The sequence below is a fragment of the Bradyrhizobium sp. BWA-3-5 genome (assembly GCF_032917985.1).
Classification (GTDB): domain Bacteria; phylum Pseudomonadota; class Alphaproteobacteria; order Rhizobiales; family Xanthobacteraceae; genus Bradyrhizobium.
The window spans coordinates 4,211,827-4,230,034 of record NZ_CP136626.1 but is presented as its reverse complement, the minus strand read 5'-3'; the positions used below and the strand labels follow the sequence as shown (position 1 = coordinate 4,230,034).

General features: G+C 63.9%; 15 protein-coding genes. 6 read left to right on the top strand and 9 right to left on the bottom strand.

What is annotated here, in order from left to right; all coding sequences use genetic code 11:
- Positions 1-40 precede the first annotated feature (40 nt).
- Positions 41-487 carry a redox-sensitive transcriptional activator SoxR gene (soxR, locus tag RX331_RS20460; RefSeq protein ID WP_317251720.1) on the bottom strand — a complete coding sequence of 149 codons (447 nt, stop codon included), beginning with the start codon at positions 485-487 and terminating at the stop codon, positions 41-43.
- 53 nt (positions 488-540) lie between these two features.
- On the opposite strand from soxR, the gene RX331_RS20455 reads away from it, so the two are divergent.
- Positions 541-1,950: an MFS transporter gene (locus RX331_RS20455; RefSeq protein WP_317251719.1), complete on the top strand. Its 1,410-nt coding sequence runs from the start codon at positions 541-543 to the stop codon at positions 1,948-1,950.
- 79 nt (positions 1,951-2,029) lie between these two features.
- On the opposite strand, the gene RX331_RS20450 is transcribed toward RX331_RS20455, so the two are convergent.
- The 3 genes from RX331_RS20450 to RX331_RS20440 all read right to left on the bottom strand — a co-directional run bounded on the left by RX331_RS20450 (position 2,030) and on the right by RX331_RS20440 (position 4,922).
- On the bottom strand, positions 2,030-2,479 hold the full coding sequence (locus RX331_RS20450) for an SRPBCC family protein (RefSeq protein ID WP_317251718.1): 450 nt from the start codon (positions 2,477-2,479) through the stop codon (positions 2,030-2,032).
- A gap of 214 nt (positions 2,480-2,693) precedes the next feature.
- On the bottom strand, positions 2,694-4,043 hold the full coding sequence (locus RX331_RS20445) for a M23 family metallopeptidase (protein WP_317251717.1): 1,350 nt from the start codon (positions 4,041-4,043) through the stop codon (positions 2,694-2,696).
- A 99-nt stretch (positions 4,044-4,142) separates the two neighbouring features.
- Positions 4,143-4,922: a peroxiredoxin gene (locus RX331_RS20440; protein WP_317258194.1), complete on the bottom strand. Its 780-nt coding sequence runs from the start codon at positions 4,920-4,922 to the stop codon at positions 4,143-4,145.
- Positions 4,923-5,138: 216 nt separating this feature from the next.
- On the opposite strand from RX331_RS20440, the gene RX331_RS20435 reads away from it, so the two are divergent.
- Positions 5,139-8,804, top strand: a complete 3,666-nt coding sequence (locus tag RX331_RS20435) for a DUF3971 domain-containing protein (protein ID WP_317251716.1) — start codon at positions 5,139-5,141, stop codon at positions 8,802-8,804.
- Between the two features lie 52 nt (positions 8,805-8,856).
- Here the strand turns inward: RX331_RS20435 and RX331_RS20430 are convergent, their stop codons facing one another.
- Both RX331_RS20430 and bla read right to left on the bottom strand, forming a co-directional pair.
- Positions 8,857-9,273: a hypothetical protein gene (locus RX331_RS20430; RefSeq protein WP_317251715.1), complete on the bottom strand. Its 417-nt coding sequence runs from the start codon at positions 9,271-9,273 to the stop codon at positions 8,857-8,859.
- A gap of 7 nt (positions 9,274-9,280) precedes the next feature.
- Positions 9,281-10,174, bottom strand: coding sequence for a class A beta-lactamase (gene bla / locus RX331_RS20425; protein WP_317251714.1), 894 nt, complete (start codon positions 10,172-10,174; stop codon positions 9,281-9,283).
- A 113-nt stretch (positions 10,175-10,287) separates the two neighbouring features.
- Here bla and RX331_RS20420 point away from each other — a divergent pair, with 113 nt between their 5' ends.
- Positions 10,288-11,184: a LysR family transcriptional regulator gene (locus RX331_RS20420; protein ID WP_317251713.1), complete on the top strand. Its 897-nt coding sequence runs from the start codon at positions 10,288-10,290 to the stop codon at positions 11,182-11,184.
- Between the two features lie 8 nt (positions 11,185-11,192).
- On the opposite strand, the gene RX331_RS20415 is transcribed toward RX331_RS20420, so the two are convergent.
- Positions 11,193-12,440, bottom strand: a complete 1,248-nt coding sequence (locus RX331_RS20415; RefSeq protein ID WP_317258193.1) for an MFS transporter — start codon at positions 12,438-12,440, stop codon at positions 11,193-11,195.
- 70 nt (positions 12,441-12,510) lie between these two features.
- Entirely contained in the window at positions 12,511-13,764 is a 1,254-nt protein-coding gene (tyrS, locus tag RX331_RS20410) for a tyrosine--tRNA ligase (protein ID WP_317251712.1), read from the bottom strand.
- A 178-nt stretch (positions 13,765-13,942) separates the two neighbouring features.
- On the opposite strand from tyrS, the gene RX331_RS20405 reads away from it, so the two are divergent.
- Positions 13,943-15,043 (top strand): anhydro-N-acetylmuramic acid kinase, encoded by a 1,101-nt coding sequence (locus tag RX331_RS20405; protein WP_317251711.1) that lies wholly within the window; start codon positions 13,943-13,945, stop codon positions 15,041-15,043.
- A 219-nt stretch (positions 15,044-15,262) separates the two neighbouring features.
- Positions 15,263-15,940 (top strand): glutathione S-transferase family protein, encoded by a 678-nt coding sequence (locus RX331_RS20400; protein ID WP_317251710.1) that lies wholly within the window; start codon positions 15,263-15,265, stop codon positions 15,938-15,940.
- A 160-nt stretch (positions 15,941-16,100) separates the two neighbouring features.
- Here RX331_RS20400 and RX331_RS20395 read toward each other — a convergent pair whose 3' ends face one another.
- Positions 16,101-16,748 (bottom strand): alpha/beta hydrolase, encoded by a 648-nt coding sequence (locus RX331_RS20395; RefSeq protein WP_025589847.1) that lies wholly within the window; start codon positions 16,746-16,748, stop codon positions 16,101-16,103.
- A 274-nt stretch (positions 16,749-17,022) separates the two neighbouring features.
- Here RX331_RS20395 and RX331_RS20390 point away from each other — a divergent pair, with 274 nt between their 5' ends.
- Entirely contained in the window at positions 17,023-18,174 is a 1,152-nt protein-coding gene (locus RX331_RS20390; protein ID WP_317251709.1) for a cysteine desulfurase family protein, read from the top strand.
- Positions 18,175-18,208: the final 34 nt, after the last annotated feature.

Here is an 18,208-nt window from a genome sequence, read left to right as displayed (position 1 = left end):
TCGCGCGTTGGAAGGCAGACAATCGATACTTTCTCTCGGTTCAATGGGAAAGGGGGCGCCGTGCCTTCAGCCGCGCCGGGCCGGCGCCTTTGCTTGAAAGCCTGTCGTCCGGGTTGAGCAGGTTGCAGCGATCGAGCGAGAGACAGCCGCAGCCGGTGCAGTCACCGAGGTTCGCTCGCAGTTTCTGCAAGGTGACGATTCGGCGGTCGAGATCATTGGCCCAGAGTCTGGAGATGCGTTCCCAGTCCCGCCTTGTGGCGTGGCCTCCTTTGGGCAAACTGCCGAAATGGTGGGCGACTTCCGCGAGCGGGATGCCGACCTCCTGCGCGATCCTGATGATGGATATGCGGCGCAGCACATCCGTCTCATAGCGGTGCTGGTTGCCGGTTGTGCAACGGCTGGCGATCAGCCCCTTGCGCTCATAGAAGTGAATGGCGGATATGCTGATGCCACTCCGTCTCGAAAGCTCGCCGACGGTCCATTCCATGTTGCAGGTTCTCCTTGACCTCAACCATGGTTGAGGTTGTAGCACCAGCCTGCATGATTGACGAAATCCCTCCTGAGGCTGCGCCTGGCCGCTGGCGTGAGCTGCTTTCCCGTCGGCATCTCTTTGCAACGGTCACCGTCTCGCTCGGTATCGTGCTGTTTGCGTTCAATGCCTTTCTGGTGGGGACGGCGTTGCCATCCGCCATCACCGGCCTGGGCGGTGCGGAACTGCTCTCCTGGGCGACGAGCCTCTATCTCATCTTCTCGATTGTCGGCGGGTCGAGCACCGCCACCCTCATGCACAGGCTGGGACCACGGAGGCTTTTCAGCCTTGGCGCGCTGGCCTTCCTTGCCGGAACGCTGGCGGCGGGGCTTGCGCCATCCATGCCGGTATTGCTGGCGGGCCGGGCCTTGCAGGGGCTTGCGGCAGGCGTGATCGAGGCGGGCTGCTATGTACTGATACCCCGCCTGTTTCCGTCCCGCCTCATTCCCAAAGTGTTTGGCGTTGAAGCCATCGCCTGGGCGCTCGCCGCCTTCGGCGGGCCCGTGCTCGCGGGGTGGCTCGCTGTATCAGTTTCATGGCGGGCTTCCTTCCTTGCCGCGGTTCCCATGGTGCTGGTGTTCTGGGCGATGGTGCCGATCGTGGTTCCGCCGGGAAGAGGCGAGAAGAGCGAGAGGCAAGTGCCTTGGCTCGCGCTTGCGGCCCTCGCGCTCGGCATGCTGCTGGTCACGCTCGCCAGCATCGTGACCAGCAATGCCGGCAAGATGGCCGTGCTTGCCGTCGCAGCGGTGGTGTTCTGGGTCACCGTGGCGGGTGACGGGCGCGGCGGAATCCGGCTGTTTCCGGCGACCGCATTTCGGTTCACTTCAGCGGCGGGCCTTGGGTATTGGACTGCGTTCATCATGCCGATGGCGCAGGCATCCGAAAGCGTATTCCTGATCTATAGCCTGCAATATCTCTGGGCTTATTCTCCGCTCGAGGCGGGGCTGGTGGCTTCCGTCATGGCTCTTAGCTGGAGTGGTGCACAGTTTCTGCAGGCCAGCTTCGGATCGCCGGCGTTACGGCGCCATTTCATCTGGCTTGGGCCCGTCCTGCTGATCGTTGGGCTTGCTGGCGTCATGCTTGCATTGCCGCTTGGCAGCCTGCCGCTCATTGTGATGGCGCAGGTAATGGTCGGGGGCGCCTTCGGTCTGAACTGGAGCGCGCTGAGCCAAACGATGATGGAGGCAGCAAGCCTTGACGAGCGGGATGCCACGTCTGCGCTGCTCCCTACCGTGCAGGCCGCCGGCTATGGAGTTGGGGCTGCGGTGTTTGGCGTCATCGGAAACATGCTGGCCTATGCGCAGGCAGATACTGCCGCCTTGCTCGGCGACATGATGGTTGTCTTTGCGGCCGCCACCGCACTCTCCGCGCTGGCACTGGTGACGGCGGCCGGCATGGTCAAACGGCTGGTAAGGCCATAACGCGCAACAGTGCCACTGCCGACCTGATGCCTTAGTAGAAAAGAGGCACCTCGGCGTGGTGCCTCTTCCTCGATTGATCTTAGCCGGGAATTTCCGGCTCGACGAGCAGCGCGAGCTGGGCGAGCGATTGCTGCCAGCCGAGATAGCAGGCCTCGACCGGGATAGCCGCCGGCAGGTTCGACTGTTCGATGTTGATTTCGGTTCCGACCAAGACCGCCTTCAGGATCACGGTGACCTCGATGACGCCGGGCAGATTGGGATCGTCGAACCGGTCCGTATAGCGGATGCGCTCGTTGGGCACGATCTCCAGATATTCGCCGCCGAACGAATGGCCAGTATTCGTGGTGAAATTCGAGAACGACATCCTGAATGTGCCGCCGACTTTTCCCTCGAAATGGTGGACCTTGCAGGTGAAGCCATAGGGCGGCAGCCACTTGGCGAGGGCATCCGCATCGAGGAAGGCGCGAAAGACCTTTTCGGGTTTGGTGGCGAGGACGCGATGCAAACGAACCGTATTGCCTTGGGACATGACGTTATATTCTCCATTACCGAGCGGAGGCGCCGGATTTGGCTGGATGAGCTCAGTCTATGCCACAAGGACGGCTGGCCTGCATGTGAGCCGACATGTGGCCGAAAAGAATTTTGCTGTTGTCGGTTTCAGCTTCGACGATGGTCAGGCGTGGAGAGAGTCAGATGATGCGCGCGCGATGCAGGTCCGCACGCTAACTGAAGTTCGCGATGTGCTAGCCAGCGCTGAGCCTGACGCCCGCGCGCAAAAACTTCTGCGGGTCGACGGCGTCGCCGTCGATCCGCGTTTCATAATGCAGATGTGGGCCCGTCGAGCGGCCGGTCGAGCCGACCGCGCCGATCACCTGGCCGATCTTGACCACATCGCCGACCCTGACGTGAATTTCCGACAGATGGCCGTAGCGGGTCGACAGCCCGTTGCCGTGGTCGACCTCCACCATGCGGCCGTAACCGCCCTGCCACCCCGATGAGACCACCTTGCCGTTGGCGGTCACACGAACGGGATCGCCGGTGGCGGCGCGGAAATCTAGACCGGTATGCATGGCGGGGCGGCCGAGGAAAGGATCGCTGCGAACACCAAAGCCCGAGGTGAATTCGACCTCGCCGACGACGGGCTTGCGGTAGGGCACGAGGGCCAGCGTGGCATTAAGGCGCTGCATCTGGAAGCGTGCGATGTTGATCCGGTAGAGCTGGCGCTCGAACGCGCCGGCATCGGCCGATAGTTTCACCGGCACGAATGGGCCGCCGATCGCCGAGCGCGGCGTTGCCGCCTCGAGTTGCGCCATGTCGAGACCGAGATCGGTGAACACGCCGCGCATGCGGCGGACACGCGATTCCATGCCGTCCTCGACCGCGCTCAACGCCGCCATCTGGCGCCGCTCGACGGTGTCAAGCGAGGTTTGCAGGCGCACCAGCACGTTGTCGACGCCTTGAACCTTGGCGAATTGATTCGGCTGCGGCTTGACGACGGGCGTGCGCGATTCGAGTCGCGCTTCTCGGTCCGGAGGAGCGACGAAAATCACGGTGTCGCTAATCGGCGAGGGTTTTAGGGTGCCGGAGGCGGGCGTCTCCACTGCCGCACCGCGCGCCGGCGGACGTATAGCGCCAGTGGCTGCCGCATCGGGAATCGTGCCAAGCGCCGTGGCGCGCGATTCGAGCGCGGTCTGGCGGCGCATGATCTGGTCGAGCTTCTGGTCGAACTGTTCCTGATCGAGCAACTGGCGGCTGGTGGTGCGATCGACCTTGGCGCGCAGTTCTGCGATGCGGTCCTCATAGGCGTATTGCATCTCGGCCTGACGGGCGATCAGCCGGGTCAGGACGTCATCGCGAAACGCAAAATAGGTAGCGGTCGCCGCCGACCACATGCCGAGCAGCACGATGGTGCCGACCACGATCCAGAACACGACGGGGCCGAGCCGGACCTGCTTGCCGGCGTGGACAATGGTGTAGCCATCCGCGTCCAGCGTGGCGGCGCGGGCGGCCTGGGGAGCGGGACGGCGCGGCGGCGTCCGGCCGTAATCCTGGGGATGGTGGTGATCAGAATAATGACCGGAACGGTACGACATCGGCACTCCCGCGCCGGTCGGAGGTGTTCCGTACGGCTTGATTTGCGAGGCCGATTTGACCTTCTCATGGTTAATTTTTGGAAAAGGGAACCGGTACAATCATAGGGCGCGGACGGCTTCCAGCACCTCGTCGGCATGGCCATCGACCCGCACATTGCGCCAGATCCTGCCGATGCGCCCGTCGGCGCCGATCAGCACTGTCGTTCGAATAATTCCCATGAAGGTCCTGCCATACATCGATTTTTCGCCCCAGGCCCCGAAGGCTTCCAGCATTTCATGCTGCTGATCCGAGATCAGAGGAACCGATAGTTCATGCTTGTCGCGGAACGATTCCTGGGCCTTTACGGTGTCGGCGGAGATGCCGAGCACCACCGCTCCCGCCTCGGCAAAGGCGTCGTTCAGCCGCGTGAAGTCGATCGCCTCCCGAGTGCAGCCGGGCGTATCGGCCCGGGGGTAGAAAAACAGCACCAGTTTCCTGCCGGCATAGTCGGCCAATGACACGGTGCCGCCGCCGTCGCGCGGCAGGCTGAAGGCGGGCGCCATGGCGCCTTCGGTCAAGGAGGTTCCGCCAGCTTCGGCCGGGGCCGGTCGGTTGGATTTTATTAACTGTTTAGGTGTCCGCTTATGCGAAGATTTGGATGATGTGGTTTTGGTCGCCGTTTTGGCCGCCTTGGGCGGTTTTTTGACGGTTTCCTTGGCGGCGGGTTTCACAGCCTTGGAGGCTCCCTTTGTAGCTGCCTTGGCGGGTTTTTTGACAGCTGCTGCCGTGTCAGGGCGGCTGGTCTTGCGGGCGGCCTTGGCCGCGGCCGGTTTTCGGGCGGGCGTCGTGCGGCTTTTGGAGGATGGCTTGGAGGATTTCTTGCGCGTTTTCTTGGACATACGCCTTCCTTTCGTCGCTTTCCGCAGATCAACCATTAGGGTATTGCGGGTCTCGCCTTTGACCGTCGGATTCGCTCCGGCTGCCGGGCAAGTTTGATGACCCCGGAGTATGGTACCAAGGAATTCGACGCTACACCCGTCCGCTCGTCGATGGGGCCGCCTAATCAGTCCTTGGGCCCGACCACGAGTAACAGTAATAATCGAGGATTGGCAGCGATGCCGGCACAGGAGCGCTCGATACGAATCGATGGGCGCGGCCTTGGCGGCGATCAACCTCAGCGCCCGCACCGAGAGGCAATGGCTAGGAATACTTCGCCAAACGGGTCGAATCGGCGTGCCGAGGCCCAGCAATGGGATGACGCGGCGGGCTGGGAGCAGGAAGAGGCGGCGGGCCATCGTGCGCGGCGGCTGCTGTCGCGCTCCGATTCTAAGCTTCACCGCGTCGGCGACCGCGTCTCGGCGCTGCAGCTCTGGATGAGCGGCGAGCGCTGGGTCAAGCGGCTGGCGATCGTCATCGCCATCCTCGTGATGATTTTCGCCGGCTGCTTCGGCGGACTGTGGTGGCGGCTCGGTGCCGGACCCATCAACCTCGATGTGGCGACGCCCTGGCTCGCGGCCGCGATCGAGGAAAATATCGGCCACGGCAATACGGTTGCCGTCGGCGGCACGCAGATCGAGCGCGCCGGGCGAATTCGTATCGCGGTGCGTATACGCGACATCGTCGTGCGCGACCGCGACCAGGTCGTCGTTGCGACGGCGCCGAAGGCCGAGGTGAAACTGTCAGGCACGGCGCTCTTGATGGGCCGGCTGCGCGCCGAGAGCCTCAATCTGGTCGATGCCGAACTTTCGGTGCGCATCACGCCGGACGGTCAGGTGACGGTGTCCACCGGCGATACGGCCAAACCGCTGGCGACCGGCGTTGCCTCCAAGCGCGATGCCGGCCTGGCACCGACATTCCCGCGCCAGCAGCCGGCGCCGGCCGCCGACGTCGCCGCGATGTTGCCGGATACGACGCAGAGCGGGTTGCTGGCGGGCCTCGACTGGCTCGACAGCCTCAGCCTGACCGGACTCGACGGGCAGAATCTGAATGAGATCGGCCTCAAGAACGGCAATCTCGTCGTCGACGACCAGCAGCGCGGCAACAAATGGACGTTCGAGAATATCAGTCTCAGCATGCGCCGGCCGAGCGGTGGCGGCGTCGCGGTGAGCCTCGGCGAGGAGGGTGCGCGCCCATGGTCGCTCAAGGTCGTGGTCGGGCCGCCGCAGAACGGCGTGCGCTCGGTCGATCTGCGCGCCGACAAGGTGCCAGCCGCCAACATCCTGCTGGCGATGCGGGTCAAGGATCTGACCTACAGCGCCGACCTGCCGCTCTCCGGCGAGCTCAAGGGTGAATTGGGCCGCGACGGCGTGCCGACCTATTTGCGCGGCAAGGTCACGGCGGGCGCCGGACACCTCATCGACAGTGATACGCCTGACTATCCTATGCCGATCGATTCGGCGGAGATGAGCGTCGAATGGGATGCCGGTCGGCGCGTGCTGGTGGCGCCCTTCAAGGTCGTTTCCGGCGCGAACCGGATTACGCTGCTCGGCCATCTCGAGCCGCCGAACGGCGCCACCACCGAGTGGCAAGCCGGCCTGAGCGGCGGCACGATTCTCCTGGCCGGCACCGACAATGAACCGCCGCTGATCTTCAACCGCATCGCGATCGGGATGAAATTCGACACCGACCGCAAGCGCGTGACGCTGACGCAGGCCGATATCAGCAACGGCGAGATCGGCATCGCCGGTACCGGCAGCATCGATTATGCGAACGAGGCGCGCCTCCAGCTCGGCTTCGCGGGCACGCCGATGTCGGCTTCGGCGCTGAAGCGGATCTGGCCGATCCTGATCGTGCCCGAAGTGCGCGAATGGGTGATCGAGCGGATAGAGAAGGGTACGCTTCAGCGCATCGAGGTCGGCGTCAATTCGCCGGTGCGTAATCTACCGCGCAAGGGGCCGCCGATTCCGGATGACGGCCTCGCGGTCAACATCGTTGCGTCGGGCGTCACGGTTCGCCCAGTCGACGGCATGCCCGCGGTCCGCGACGCGGATTTGAAAGCGCGTGTGACCGGCCGCACCGCCACGGTGACGATCGGGCAGGGCGTTGCCGACACGCCCGCCGGCCGCAAGATTAACATTTCCGATTTCAGCTTCGAGGTGCCGGACATGGCGCCGAAGCCGTCGCCGTCGAAGGTCAGATTCCGGGTGGATTGTCCGGTGCCGGCAGCGGCCGAGATTCTGGCTTCCGACCGCATCAGCGATCTCTCCGGCACGCTGGTCGATCCGAACGCCAGCAAGGGAACGGTTGCCGCCACCATCACGCTGGCCATGCCGGTCAAGGGCTCGATGACCAAGGCAGACACCGTCTACACGGTGATTGGCGACCTCAACGGCTTTGCCGCCGACAAGCTCGTGATGAACCAGAAGCTGGAAGCCAACGCGCTGAAGGTGCTGGCCAACAATGCGGGCTACCAGGTCAGGGGCGACGTCAAGATCAACGGGCAGGCGGCGTCGCTCGACTATCGCAAGCCGAGCGAAGGCGACGCCGACATCCGCCTGCAGGCGACGCTGGATGATGCCAGCCGTGCACGCCTCGGCATCGATCTCGGACCCGCCGTGAGCGGCTCGGTCCCGATCAAGGTGATCGGCAAGATCGGCGAAAATGACAGCCGCGTCGGCATCGAGGCCGACCTGACGTCACTGCGGCTCGACAACATCCTGCCCGGCTGGGTCAAGGTGCCCGGCAAATCGGGCAAGGCGACCTTCAACGTCGTGAAGAAGGAGCAGTCGACGCTGTTTCAGGACATCGTGGTCGAAGGCGGCGGCGTGTCGATCAAGGGATCGCTGGAGGTCGACCAGAACGGCGACCTCATGACGGCGAACTTCCCGGTCTACGCGCCGTCGGATGGCGACAAGACGTCCTTGAAGGCCGAGCGTGGCGCTGACGGAGTCGTCAAGGTCTCAATGCGCGGCGAGGTGTTCGATGGCCGCGGCTTCCTCAAATCGGCGATCTCGGGTCGAGACGATCCCAAGAGCAAGTCAAGGAACGTCGATCTCGACATCGATGTGAAGCTCGGCGCGGTCGCGGGTTTCAACGGTGAGGCGCTGCGCAGCGTCGACAGCAAGTTCTCGCGCCGCAACGGCATCGTCAAAAACTTCACGCTGTCCGGCAAGGTCGGGCGCGACACGCCTGTGACGGCGGACCTGCGTGGCCGCGGAGCGGGGCAGGGCCGCGACATCATCATCCTGCAGACCAACGATGCCGGCGCCTTCTTCCGCTTCACCGACATGTATTCCAAGGTGATCGGCGGGCAATTGTCGCTCGCCCTGGAGCCGCCGACGGTTGAACCCAGCGCCAAGGAAGGCCTGATCAACGTCCGCGACTTCTCCATCAAGGGCGAGACTTCGCTGGACCGTGTGGCCGCGGGTAATTCCACCGGCACGCAAAGCGGCGTTTCCTTTACCGCATTGCGTGCCGAGTTCACCCGGCAGAACGGTCAGATGTCGATCCGCGATGGCGTCGTGAAAGGACCGATGATTGGCGCGACCATCGAAGGCAGTATTGATACCGTCGCCAATCAGGTGCGGATGAGCGGCACCTTTGTTCCGATGTACGGATTGAACAACATGTTCGGCCAGATTCCCGTGCTCGGCCTGTTCCTCGGCAACGGAAACAATGAAGGGCTGATCGGCGTGACCTATGAAGTGGTCGGCACGCCCGGTCAGCCCGTGCTGCGGGTCAATCCGATTTCGGCGATCTTCCCGGGCGTGACGCGGAAGATCATGGAATTCAACACCGGCAAGCAGAACAACAACCCGGTCGAGCTTCCGCCGAACAATTAGCCGCGCTGCGCGCGAGCAGGGCCGAAGCTGGATCACACCGGCATCTCGGAGATCACTGCTCTGGCCGGTTTGCCAGGCAAGGATCCAACTGGACATGGTTGGCGTCGAGCCGCCGATAGCCGCCCTTGACGATGACCCTGTCGCCGACCGCCATGCCGTTGGATTCATAGGTCACGCACATGATCCTGATGTCCGGCGACGAGCACAGCACGAGATACCACAGCACGCCGTCGGTCTGCACCGCCATGAGGCTGCCTATCGCCGAGAGATCGATCCGGTAATCGAGCACGGGAAGGCCATCCCCCATCCGCCTGACATCGCTGCATTCGGCCGGCCGCTGCACCGGCTGCTCGGCTTCGGAAAATGCAGGCCTGCCGGCGAATACATCGCCGGCCGCGATCGATGGACCGGACGCCGCAAGGCACAGCACGATGGTTGCGACAAGCGAGCCTTTTGTTGCAGGCTGCATTCCGCACCTAGCCAGACAGCATCGCCGACACCGCCCGCGCGACCGAAGCCACGGTCGCGTTTTGCTCCGCGGCTGAAACGGTGGCCCCCGTCAGGTAGGCGGTGATCACGATGGGAGCCTTGTTGGGCGGCCAGATCACGGCGATGTCGTTGTTGGTGCCGCGGGCGCCGGTGCCGGTCTTGTCGCCGATACGCCAGTCCTTGGCGAAGCCGGCGCGCAGCCGCGTGTCGCCGGTCTTGTTGCCGAGCAGCCATGCCGTCAGTTGCTCGCGGGAAGGGGCCGACAGCGCCTTGGTTCCGAGAACGAGGGCTTGCAAAGTCGAAGCCATTGCATTCGGCGTCGTGGTATCTCGGGGATCGTCGGGCAAAGCTTCGTTGAGCGAGGGCTCATTGCGGTCCAGGCGCGTGAATTGATCGCCGAGACTTCGTAGAAAGGCCGTCAGTCCCGAGGGGCCACCGATGGCGGCGAGCAGCAGATTGCCGGCGGTATTGTCGCTCAGCGTGACGGCCGCCTCGCAGATTTCGGCGACCGTCATACCGTCGCCGACGTGCTTTTCGGTCACGGGCGAGTAGGTGACGAGCGCGGAGGCATCATAGGTTACGCGTCGCGTCAATTGCTCGTTGCCGGAATCCACGCGCGCCAGAACGGCCGCGGCGGCGAGCGCCTTGAACGTGCTGCACATCGGGAAGCGCTCATCGCCGCGATGGGCGTGACGGCCACCCGTCGCGGTATCGAAGACGCAGACGCCAAGCCGGCCGCCACTCTTGCCCTCCAGGCGCTTGATCTCATCGATCAGTTGTTGATCGGCGATCGATGCGCGCATTACTTTCGGCCGGATCGTCAAAGCCGTCGCTATCAATGCCGTGCCAAGTCCCAACTGGAACTGTCTTCTGCTGATCATTGTAAATCCCCTTCGTGCGGTGGTGGGAAAGTGACGACGCGCCGCAGTCTTGACAAACGATCAGTTCTGCGGGCAGGCATAAGAAAAACTAGGGTCATATCATGCGGCGCCCGATGAAGCTTTCGCACCTTCCGCTCAATGCGCTGCGGGCCTTCGAGGCGACGGCGCGCCATCTCAGTTTCACCCGCGCTGGCCTCGAACTTCGCGTCACGCAGGCAGCCGTCAGCCAGCACGTGAAAGGGCTGGAAGACCGGCTCGGCATGCAGTTGTTTCGACGGCTGCCCCGCGGCGTCGCGCTCACGGATGAAGGGCAATTGCTGCTGCCCAGCATTGTCGAAGCGTTCGGCCGGCTCACCGAAACGCTCAACCGCTTTGAAGACGGCCGCTATCAGGACGTCATCTCGGTCGGCGTGGTCGGCACCTTCGCTTCCGGATGGCTGCTGCCGCGGCTCGACGCCTTCCGGAAGGCCCATCCGCGGATCGATCTGCGCCTGTTCACCAACAACAACCGGATCGACATCGCTGGCGAAGGGCTCGATTACGCGATCAGATTCGGCGACGGCCTCTGGCACGGCACCGAGGCGACCCATTTGATGGGCGCGCCTTTTTCCCCGTTCTGTGCGCCTTCGTTGGCGCGAAAGCTGAGCAGGCCGGCCGATCTCAAGCGCGAGGTGCTGCTGCGTTCCTACCGCCAGGATGAATGGCCGCGATGGTTTGCCGCCGCGGGACTGCAGAGCCCGGTGCTCAAGGGAATGGTGTTCGATTCATCCGTCACGATCGCCAGCGTGGCCGCGCGCGGGTTCGGTGTTGCGCTGTTGCCGGCGGCGCTGTTTCAGGACGAGATCCGTGAGCGCCGGCTGGTGCGTCCGTTCAAGATCGAAGTCGCGCTCGGCGATTACTGGATTACGTCGCTGCATTCCCGGCAGCCGTCAGCGGCGATGCTCTCCTTCAAGAACTGGCTGCTTGAAACGATCGCAGCACAAGCGGGAAATCCTGACGGGCAGGGCTAAATTTAAAGCTAGCGCCGCAGTGCCGGTACGACCAGGAACGGAATCATCCCGAGTACCACCGCCACCAGCGCGAACGCGATCACCGGGTTGTAGCTGTGGGTCCAGTCGTGGATCAGGCCGCCGGCCCAGGCGCCCAGGCCCGAGCCCAGGCCGCTGCCGATCGAGATCGTGCCGTAGATGGTGCCGACGCGCTCGCCGCGAAAGATCTTCATTGCAGTTGCCGTGATCAGCGGTCCGCGCGAGCCGATCATGCTGCCGAAGGAGACGACGAACGCCGCCAGCAGCCAGAAGTTCGGATGGAATTGCAACAGCCAGAGCAGGATGATTCCAAGGATCGAGATGGCATAGCTGAGCAGCACCGACGGCCGCCGTCCGATGATCGTATCGAGTTGGGTCACGCCAAGCATGCCGAACAGCAGCACGACGCCGGAAAAACCCCAGGCGGTCGCGGCCTGCAGCGGCGGGAAGCCAGCATCGATCAGATAGGCAACGATCTGCGCCGAGATCGCGTACATGCCGACGGCGGTGAAGAAGAAGGTCGAGAATAGCGCCCAGAACGCGTGATGGCGCATCGCGCTGCCAAGCGTCCAGCCGCCGTCGACGAAATCGGGATCGGCCTTTTTGGCAACGTGCGGCGAACCTGTGGCGAACAGCCGCCACGGCAGCAAAAGCAGCGGCACCAGCAGGCACAGCGCGATGATGCCGAAAATCTGGTGGGCGCCACGCCAGCCGACATGATCGATCAGGAGCTGCGACGCCGGCAGCAGCACCAGCACGCCGGCGCCGGTCGCGGAATAGACGATCGCCATCGCGGTCGGCAGGCGAGGGCCGAACCAGCGGCCGAGCAGGATCGAATTCGGCACGTTGCCGATGAAGGCGATGCCGATTCCCACGCAAAGGCCGATGCTGAGCTGTAATTGCCATAGCGCCTGCGCGCGCGAGGCAATCAGGAACGCGCCACCGAGCAGGAGCAGCCCGAGCGAATAGACGGTGCGGGGGCCGTAACGGTCGAACAGGCGGCCGACCACTGGGGCCATCAGTCCGCCGGCCAGCCAGGTCAGCGAATAGACCGAGACGATTTCCGCGCGGTCCCAGCCGAAATTCTCCGTGACCGGTTTCAGGAAAACCGTAAAACTCTCGCCGAGGCCGCGGCCGAGCAGCGCCAGGGTAAAGCACAGCGCCAGCACGTTGAGCGCAACCCGCTCCGGCTTGAGCGGCCGGTCGAGGGCGTCTTCCTCTGGCGTCTTGTTATCCATGGCCATGCAGGGAGCGCGTTTCCGCATCTTCCTGCAAGCCTCAAAAGCGAATGCGCCTATGCACGCCTGATCAGGCCGGCTTGAGCAGGACGTGCTTTTTCTTCCCCATGGAAAGCTTGATGACGCCTTCCGGCGTGAGGTTGGACGGTGTCAGCACCATCTTCTCGTCGGTCACGGCCGCATCGTTGACGCGGAGGCCACCGCCCTTGATCTGGCGCCGTGCCTCGCCATTCGAGGCGACGAGGCCCGCCTTGACGAAGAGCCCGACCACGCCGGCACCGGCCTCGAGCTCGGCGCGCGAAACTTCCACGGTGGGCAGGTTCTCGGCGATCGCGCCTTGCTCAAAGGTCCGGCGTGCGGTTTCGGCGGCCGTGTTGGCGGCGTCGCGGCCGTGCAGCAGCGCGGTCGCTTCCGTCGCCAGCACCTTCTTGGCCTCGTTGATCTCGCCGCCTTGCAGCGCCGCCAGCTTTGCGATCTCGCTCATCGGCAGGATCGTGAACAGCTTTAGGAACTTGATGACGTCGGCGTCCTCGACGTTGCGCCAGTATTGCCAGAAGTCGTACGGCGAGAACTGGTCGGCGTTGAGCCACACCGCGCCCTGCGCGGTCTTGCCCATCTTGGCGCCGGACGCCGTCGTCAGCAGCGGCGTGGTTAGCGCGAACAATTGCGGCGTGCCCATGCGGCGGCCGAGATCAACGCCGTTGACGATATTGCCCCATTGATCGGAGCCGCCCATCTGCAGCCGGCAGCCGGTGCGCTTTGCCAGTTCGACGAAGTCATAGGCCTGGCAGACCATGTAGTTGAACTCGATGAAGCTCATCTCCTGCTCGCGCTCGAGCCGGAGCCGCACCGAATCCATCGTCAGCATGCGGTTGACGGAGAAATGCCGGCCGATGTCGCGCAGCATTTCGATCCAGTTCAACTTGGTCAGCCATTCGGCGTTGTCGAGCATGATCGCGTCGCTCGGGCCGTCACCATACCGCAGCACCTTCGAAAACACGCCGCGGATCGAGGCCTTGTTGGCCTCGATTTCCTCGACCGATCGGATCGCACGCGTCTCGTCTTTGCCGGAGGGGTCGCCGACCATGGTGGTGCCGCCGCCCATCAGGGTAATCGGCTTGTTGCCGCTCCGCTGCAGCCAGTAGAGCATCATCATGGTGAGGTAGTTGCCGATGTGCAGCGAGGGCGCCGTGCAGTCGTAGCCGACATAGGCGGTCGCCTGGCCCTTGGCGGCCAGCGCGTCCAGGCCCTCGAAATCGGAGCATTGGTGGATGAAGCCGCGTTCCTGTAAAATGTTCAGGAAATCTGATTTAAATGCGGTCATTGGCCGGCTGCTCTGATCATTCTATTTTCACTGTAATTGTAACTGTCTGCGGGAACCCTGCCGGAACGGGCTGCCGCATCAGGGTCTGCTGTGGCATTATAAGATGTCCGTGTTTGGCACAAGCTGATCGTCGTCGGCGGGACGGTTCGAGCAGGGCGTTGCGAAGGCACGAATTGCCATGATGTTGACGGCACTAGGTCTGATGAGCGGCACCTCGCTGGACGGGGTCGATGTCGCTTTGATCGAGACCGACGGCCGTCGGGTGAACGCCCTCGGGCCGTCCGGATACCGGCCCTATACCGACACCGAGCGCGGCCTGCTGCGGCAGGCGCTGTATGAAGCCACCGACCTGCCGGATCGCGCGGCGCGGCCGGGCTGCCTGCGCGAGGCCGAGCGGGTGGTCACGGCAGCGCATGCCGAGGCGGTGGCCGCCTTCACCGCGCAGCACCGGATGCGTTTCGACGACATTGATATCGTCGGCTTTCACGGCCAGACCGTGCTGCATCGGCCCGAGAAGAAGCTGACGGTCCAGATCGGCGACGCCAACACGCTCGCCAAGCTGATCCACATTCCAGTGATGTACGATTTCCGCGCGGCCGACGTCGAAGCCGGCGGGCAGGGCGCGCCCTTCGTGCCGGTCTACCACCGCGCGCTTGCCCAATCGCTGGACTGGGAGGGGCCGACCGTCGTGGTCAATATCGGCGGGGTCGCCAACATCACCTATATCGACGGCGACACGCTGATCGCCTGCGACACCGGCCCGGGCAATGCGCTGCTCGACGACCACATGTTCCGCCGCCTGAACCAGCGCTTCGATACCGAGGGCCGCACGGCGGCGCTGGGCAAGGTCGACGCGGCCTGGATCAGCCGCGCGTTGCAGATGCCGTTCTTCGCGCTGCCGCCGCCAAAATCGCTCGATCGCAACGATTTTGCGGGACTGAAGCTCGGCGATATGCCGCCCGAGGACGGCGCAGCGACGCTGACGGCATTTACGGTGGCCGCAATCGCCCGCGCGGTGCCGCTGCTGCCGAAGGAGCCAAAGAACTGGATCGTGGTCGGCGGCGGCGCACGCAACCTGACCATGCTGCGGATGCTACGGGAATGCCTGGCGCCGGCGACGGTCCGCGCGGCGGATACGCTGGGCTGGGCATCTGACGCAATCGAGGCTCAGGCCTTCGGCTTTCTGGCGGCGCGTGGCCTGAAAGGCCTGCCCCTCAGTTACCCCGCCACGACGGGCGTGCCGTTCCCGATGACCGGCGGCATCATCGTACGGCCCTAGCTCAGATAACCGCTGGGCGGACCCCGCGGGCTCAATCCCAAAATATCGAAAACAACCCCATGCACAGTAGCAATGGGCCGCTTCCTGCCGCCTGCGTCCCAGGCGCGAGCCAGTCCGTCGTGCAGCCGTGACCCGATCCTGCCCTGCGGGCGCCGGGCGGTTGACAGATCAATGCACTTGCATCTAAATAGATGCAGTTGCATTAATTGGAGGATGGCCATGGCCGCTGCCCTGAAACTGATCAGCCACAAGCTCTGTCCCTACGTGCAGCGCGCGGTGATTGCGCTGACCGAAAAGGGCGTTCCGTTCGAGCGGATCGATATCGATCTCGCCAACAAGCCGGACTGGTTTTTGAAGATTTCGCCGCTCGGCAAGGTGCCGGTGCTGCTTGTCCAGACCGGAGAGGGCGAGGTGGCGCTGTTCGAGAGCAACGTGATCTGCGAGTACATCGAGGAGACGCTGGGCGGCGCAAGACTGCACCCGCAGGATGCGCTGGCGCGCGCGCAAGCCCGCGCGTGGATGGAATTCGGATCGACGATTCTGAGCGAGTTATGGGGCCTGGAGACGACGGGCGACCCTGCGATCTTCGAGAGCAAGCGGCAGGCGATTGCAGCGAAATTCGCCCGCGTCGAAGCGGCCTTGGGCGCCGGGCCGTATTTCGCCGGAGAAACGTTCAGCCTGGTGGATGCGGTGTTCGCGCCGATCTTCCGCTATTTCGACGTGTTTGATCAGCTCACCGATCTATCGGTGTTTGCCAAGACGCCGAAGGTTCGCGCATGGCGAAAGGCATTGGCGCGGCGGCCGAGCGTGCGCACGGCGGTCGGGCCCGACTATCCGCAATTGCTGCATGCATTCCTGGTGCGCCATGATGCGCATATGCTGAAACTGGCAGCATAGCGCTTTGCCGGCATGTCGCATGTCCCGGGCACGATGCGGCGCGCAGCGCTGCTTCGCAGAACCGGGACCCATGCCGCCAGCGGAAACAACAGAAAGGATAGGCCCCGGCTCTGCGGTGCATCACTTCGTGATGCACCGCGTCCGGGGCACGGGCCGGACGTCAGCGCACGTTCGCGAGGCGCATGTCGAGATAGCCGGTCACCGTCTCCATCAGCGGCTCCAGCTTGCCGTCGAAGAAATGGTTGGCGCCGGGAATGATCTGCTGATCGATCACGATACCCTTCTGCGTCTTGAGCTTCTCGACCAGCGTGTTGACGTCCTTCGGCGGCACCACCGCGTCCTTCTCGCCGTGCACGATCAGGCCTGAGGACGGGCAGGGCGCGAGGAACGAGAAGTCGTAGAGGTTGGCGGGCGGCGCGATCGAGATGAAGCCTTCGACTTCCGGCCGGCGCATCAGGAGTTGCATGCCGATCCAGGCGCCGAACGAGAAGCCGGCGACCCAGCAGGCGCGCGCTTCGGGATTGATGGTCTGCGCCCAGTCGAGCGCGGAGGCCGCATCCGACAGTTCGCCGGTGCCGTGATCGAACGAGCCCTGGCTGCGGCCGACGCCGCGGAAATTGAAGCGCAGCACCGAGAAGCCGCGATGCGCAAACGCGTAGTAGCACTGGTAGACGATCTGGTGATTCATCGTGCCGTGAAACTGCGGATGCGGATGCAGGATCATCGCGATCGGCGCGTTCTTCTGCTTGGCCGGATGATAACGGCCTTCGAGACGGCCCGCGGGGCCGGTGAAAATAACTTCAGGCATTTTTATCCCTGGGCAGCGGACGTGATCCGGCGGAGGAGGATGTCATCTGGCGTCGCTGGGCGATGCGCGAACGACGCTTCTGTGAACTGGTGCGGCCTTCTAGCATGAGGCGAGGGGCAAAAAGCAAGCATCTTGAACATCTCAAAGGCAGTTCAAGGCGTTACGCTGCAATTGTAGAAGACGGCGCGATCCCCAATTGCCATAAGGCGTGCAGCGCCGGGACGTGGCAGAGATCGCAGGGGTTTCGGGGCCGGATAGGTAGTATTTTACTGAAATGCCTGAAAGAATCTATCTCGACTGGAATGCGACGACGCCGCTTCGGCCCGAGGCGAGGCAGGCGATGGCGGCTGCCTGGGACATCGCTGGCAATCCGTCCTCGGTGCATGCGGAGGGACGGCAGGCCCGGCGGCTGGTTGAGGACGCGCGCGCCGCGGTCGCGGCCACCGTCGGTAGCCGTCCGCAGGACGTGGTGTTCACTTCGGGGGGGACCGAGGCGAATGCGCTGGCGCTGACGCCAGGTGTGCGTCGAGGCTCGGGGCAACCGGCGCGTCGGCTCCTGGTCTCGGCGATCGAGCATACGTCGGTGCTCTCAGGCGGGCGGTTCCCGCCGGAGGCGTTCGGTACGATCGAGGTCACCGCATTGGGCTTGGTCGACGTCGACCACTTGCGGGCGCTGCTGGCTGAGGGACCACCCGCACTGGTTTCGGTGATGCTCGCCAACAACGAGACCGGCGCCATTCAGCCAATTTCACAGGTTGCTGACGTCGTGCATGAAGCCGGCGGGCTGCTGCATGTCGACGCGATCCAGGCGCTTGGAAAAATACCGTTTGAGATCAAATCGATGAAAGCCGATTTGATCACGCTGTCTGCGCACAAGATCGGCGGCCCCAAGGGCGTCGGGGCGCTGGTCCTGGGCGACGACGTGCAGGTCGAGGCGCTCTTGCGGGGCGGTGGCCAGGAGCTTGGCCGCCGGGCCGGCACCGAGAACGTCGCGGGGATCGCCGCCTTCGGCGCAGCCACGTCGGCTGGCATGGCCGCGCTGGCGCCGCACGCCCCGCGGCTACGGTCCCTGCGCGCACGGCTAGAGAAGGGGTTGATGCAAACCCCTGGTATGATTGTCTTTTCCGCCGATGCGCCGCGGTTGCCAAATACCACTTTGTTCACGGTTCCGGGCCTGAAGGCCGAAACCGCGGTGATCGGCTTCGACCTGGCCGGAATTGCGGTATCATCCGGTTCCGCCTGCTCATCCGGCAAGGTCCAGCCCTCGCACGTGCTGGCAGCCATGGGGGTGCCTAAGGATCTGGCGCAGGGAGCGGTGCGGCTCAGTCTGGGCTGGTCTACCTCGGAGGCAGACATAGATTTGGCCCTTCAGGCTTGGCGAAAGCTTGCCGATGGCTTACTTAGAGGGCGACGAAACACGGCTTGAACCGTTCTAAGCGCGTTTCGTTGGTAGACCGAAT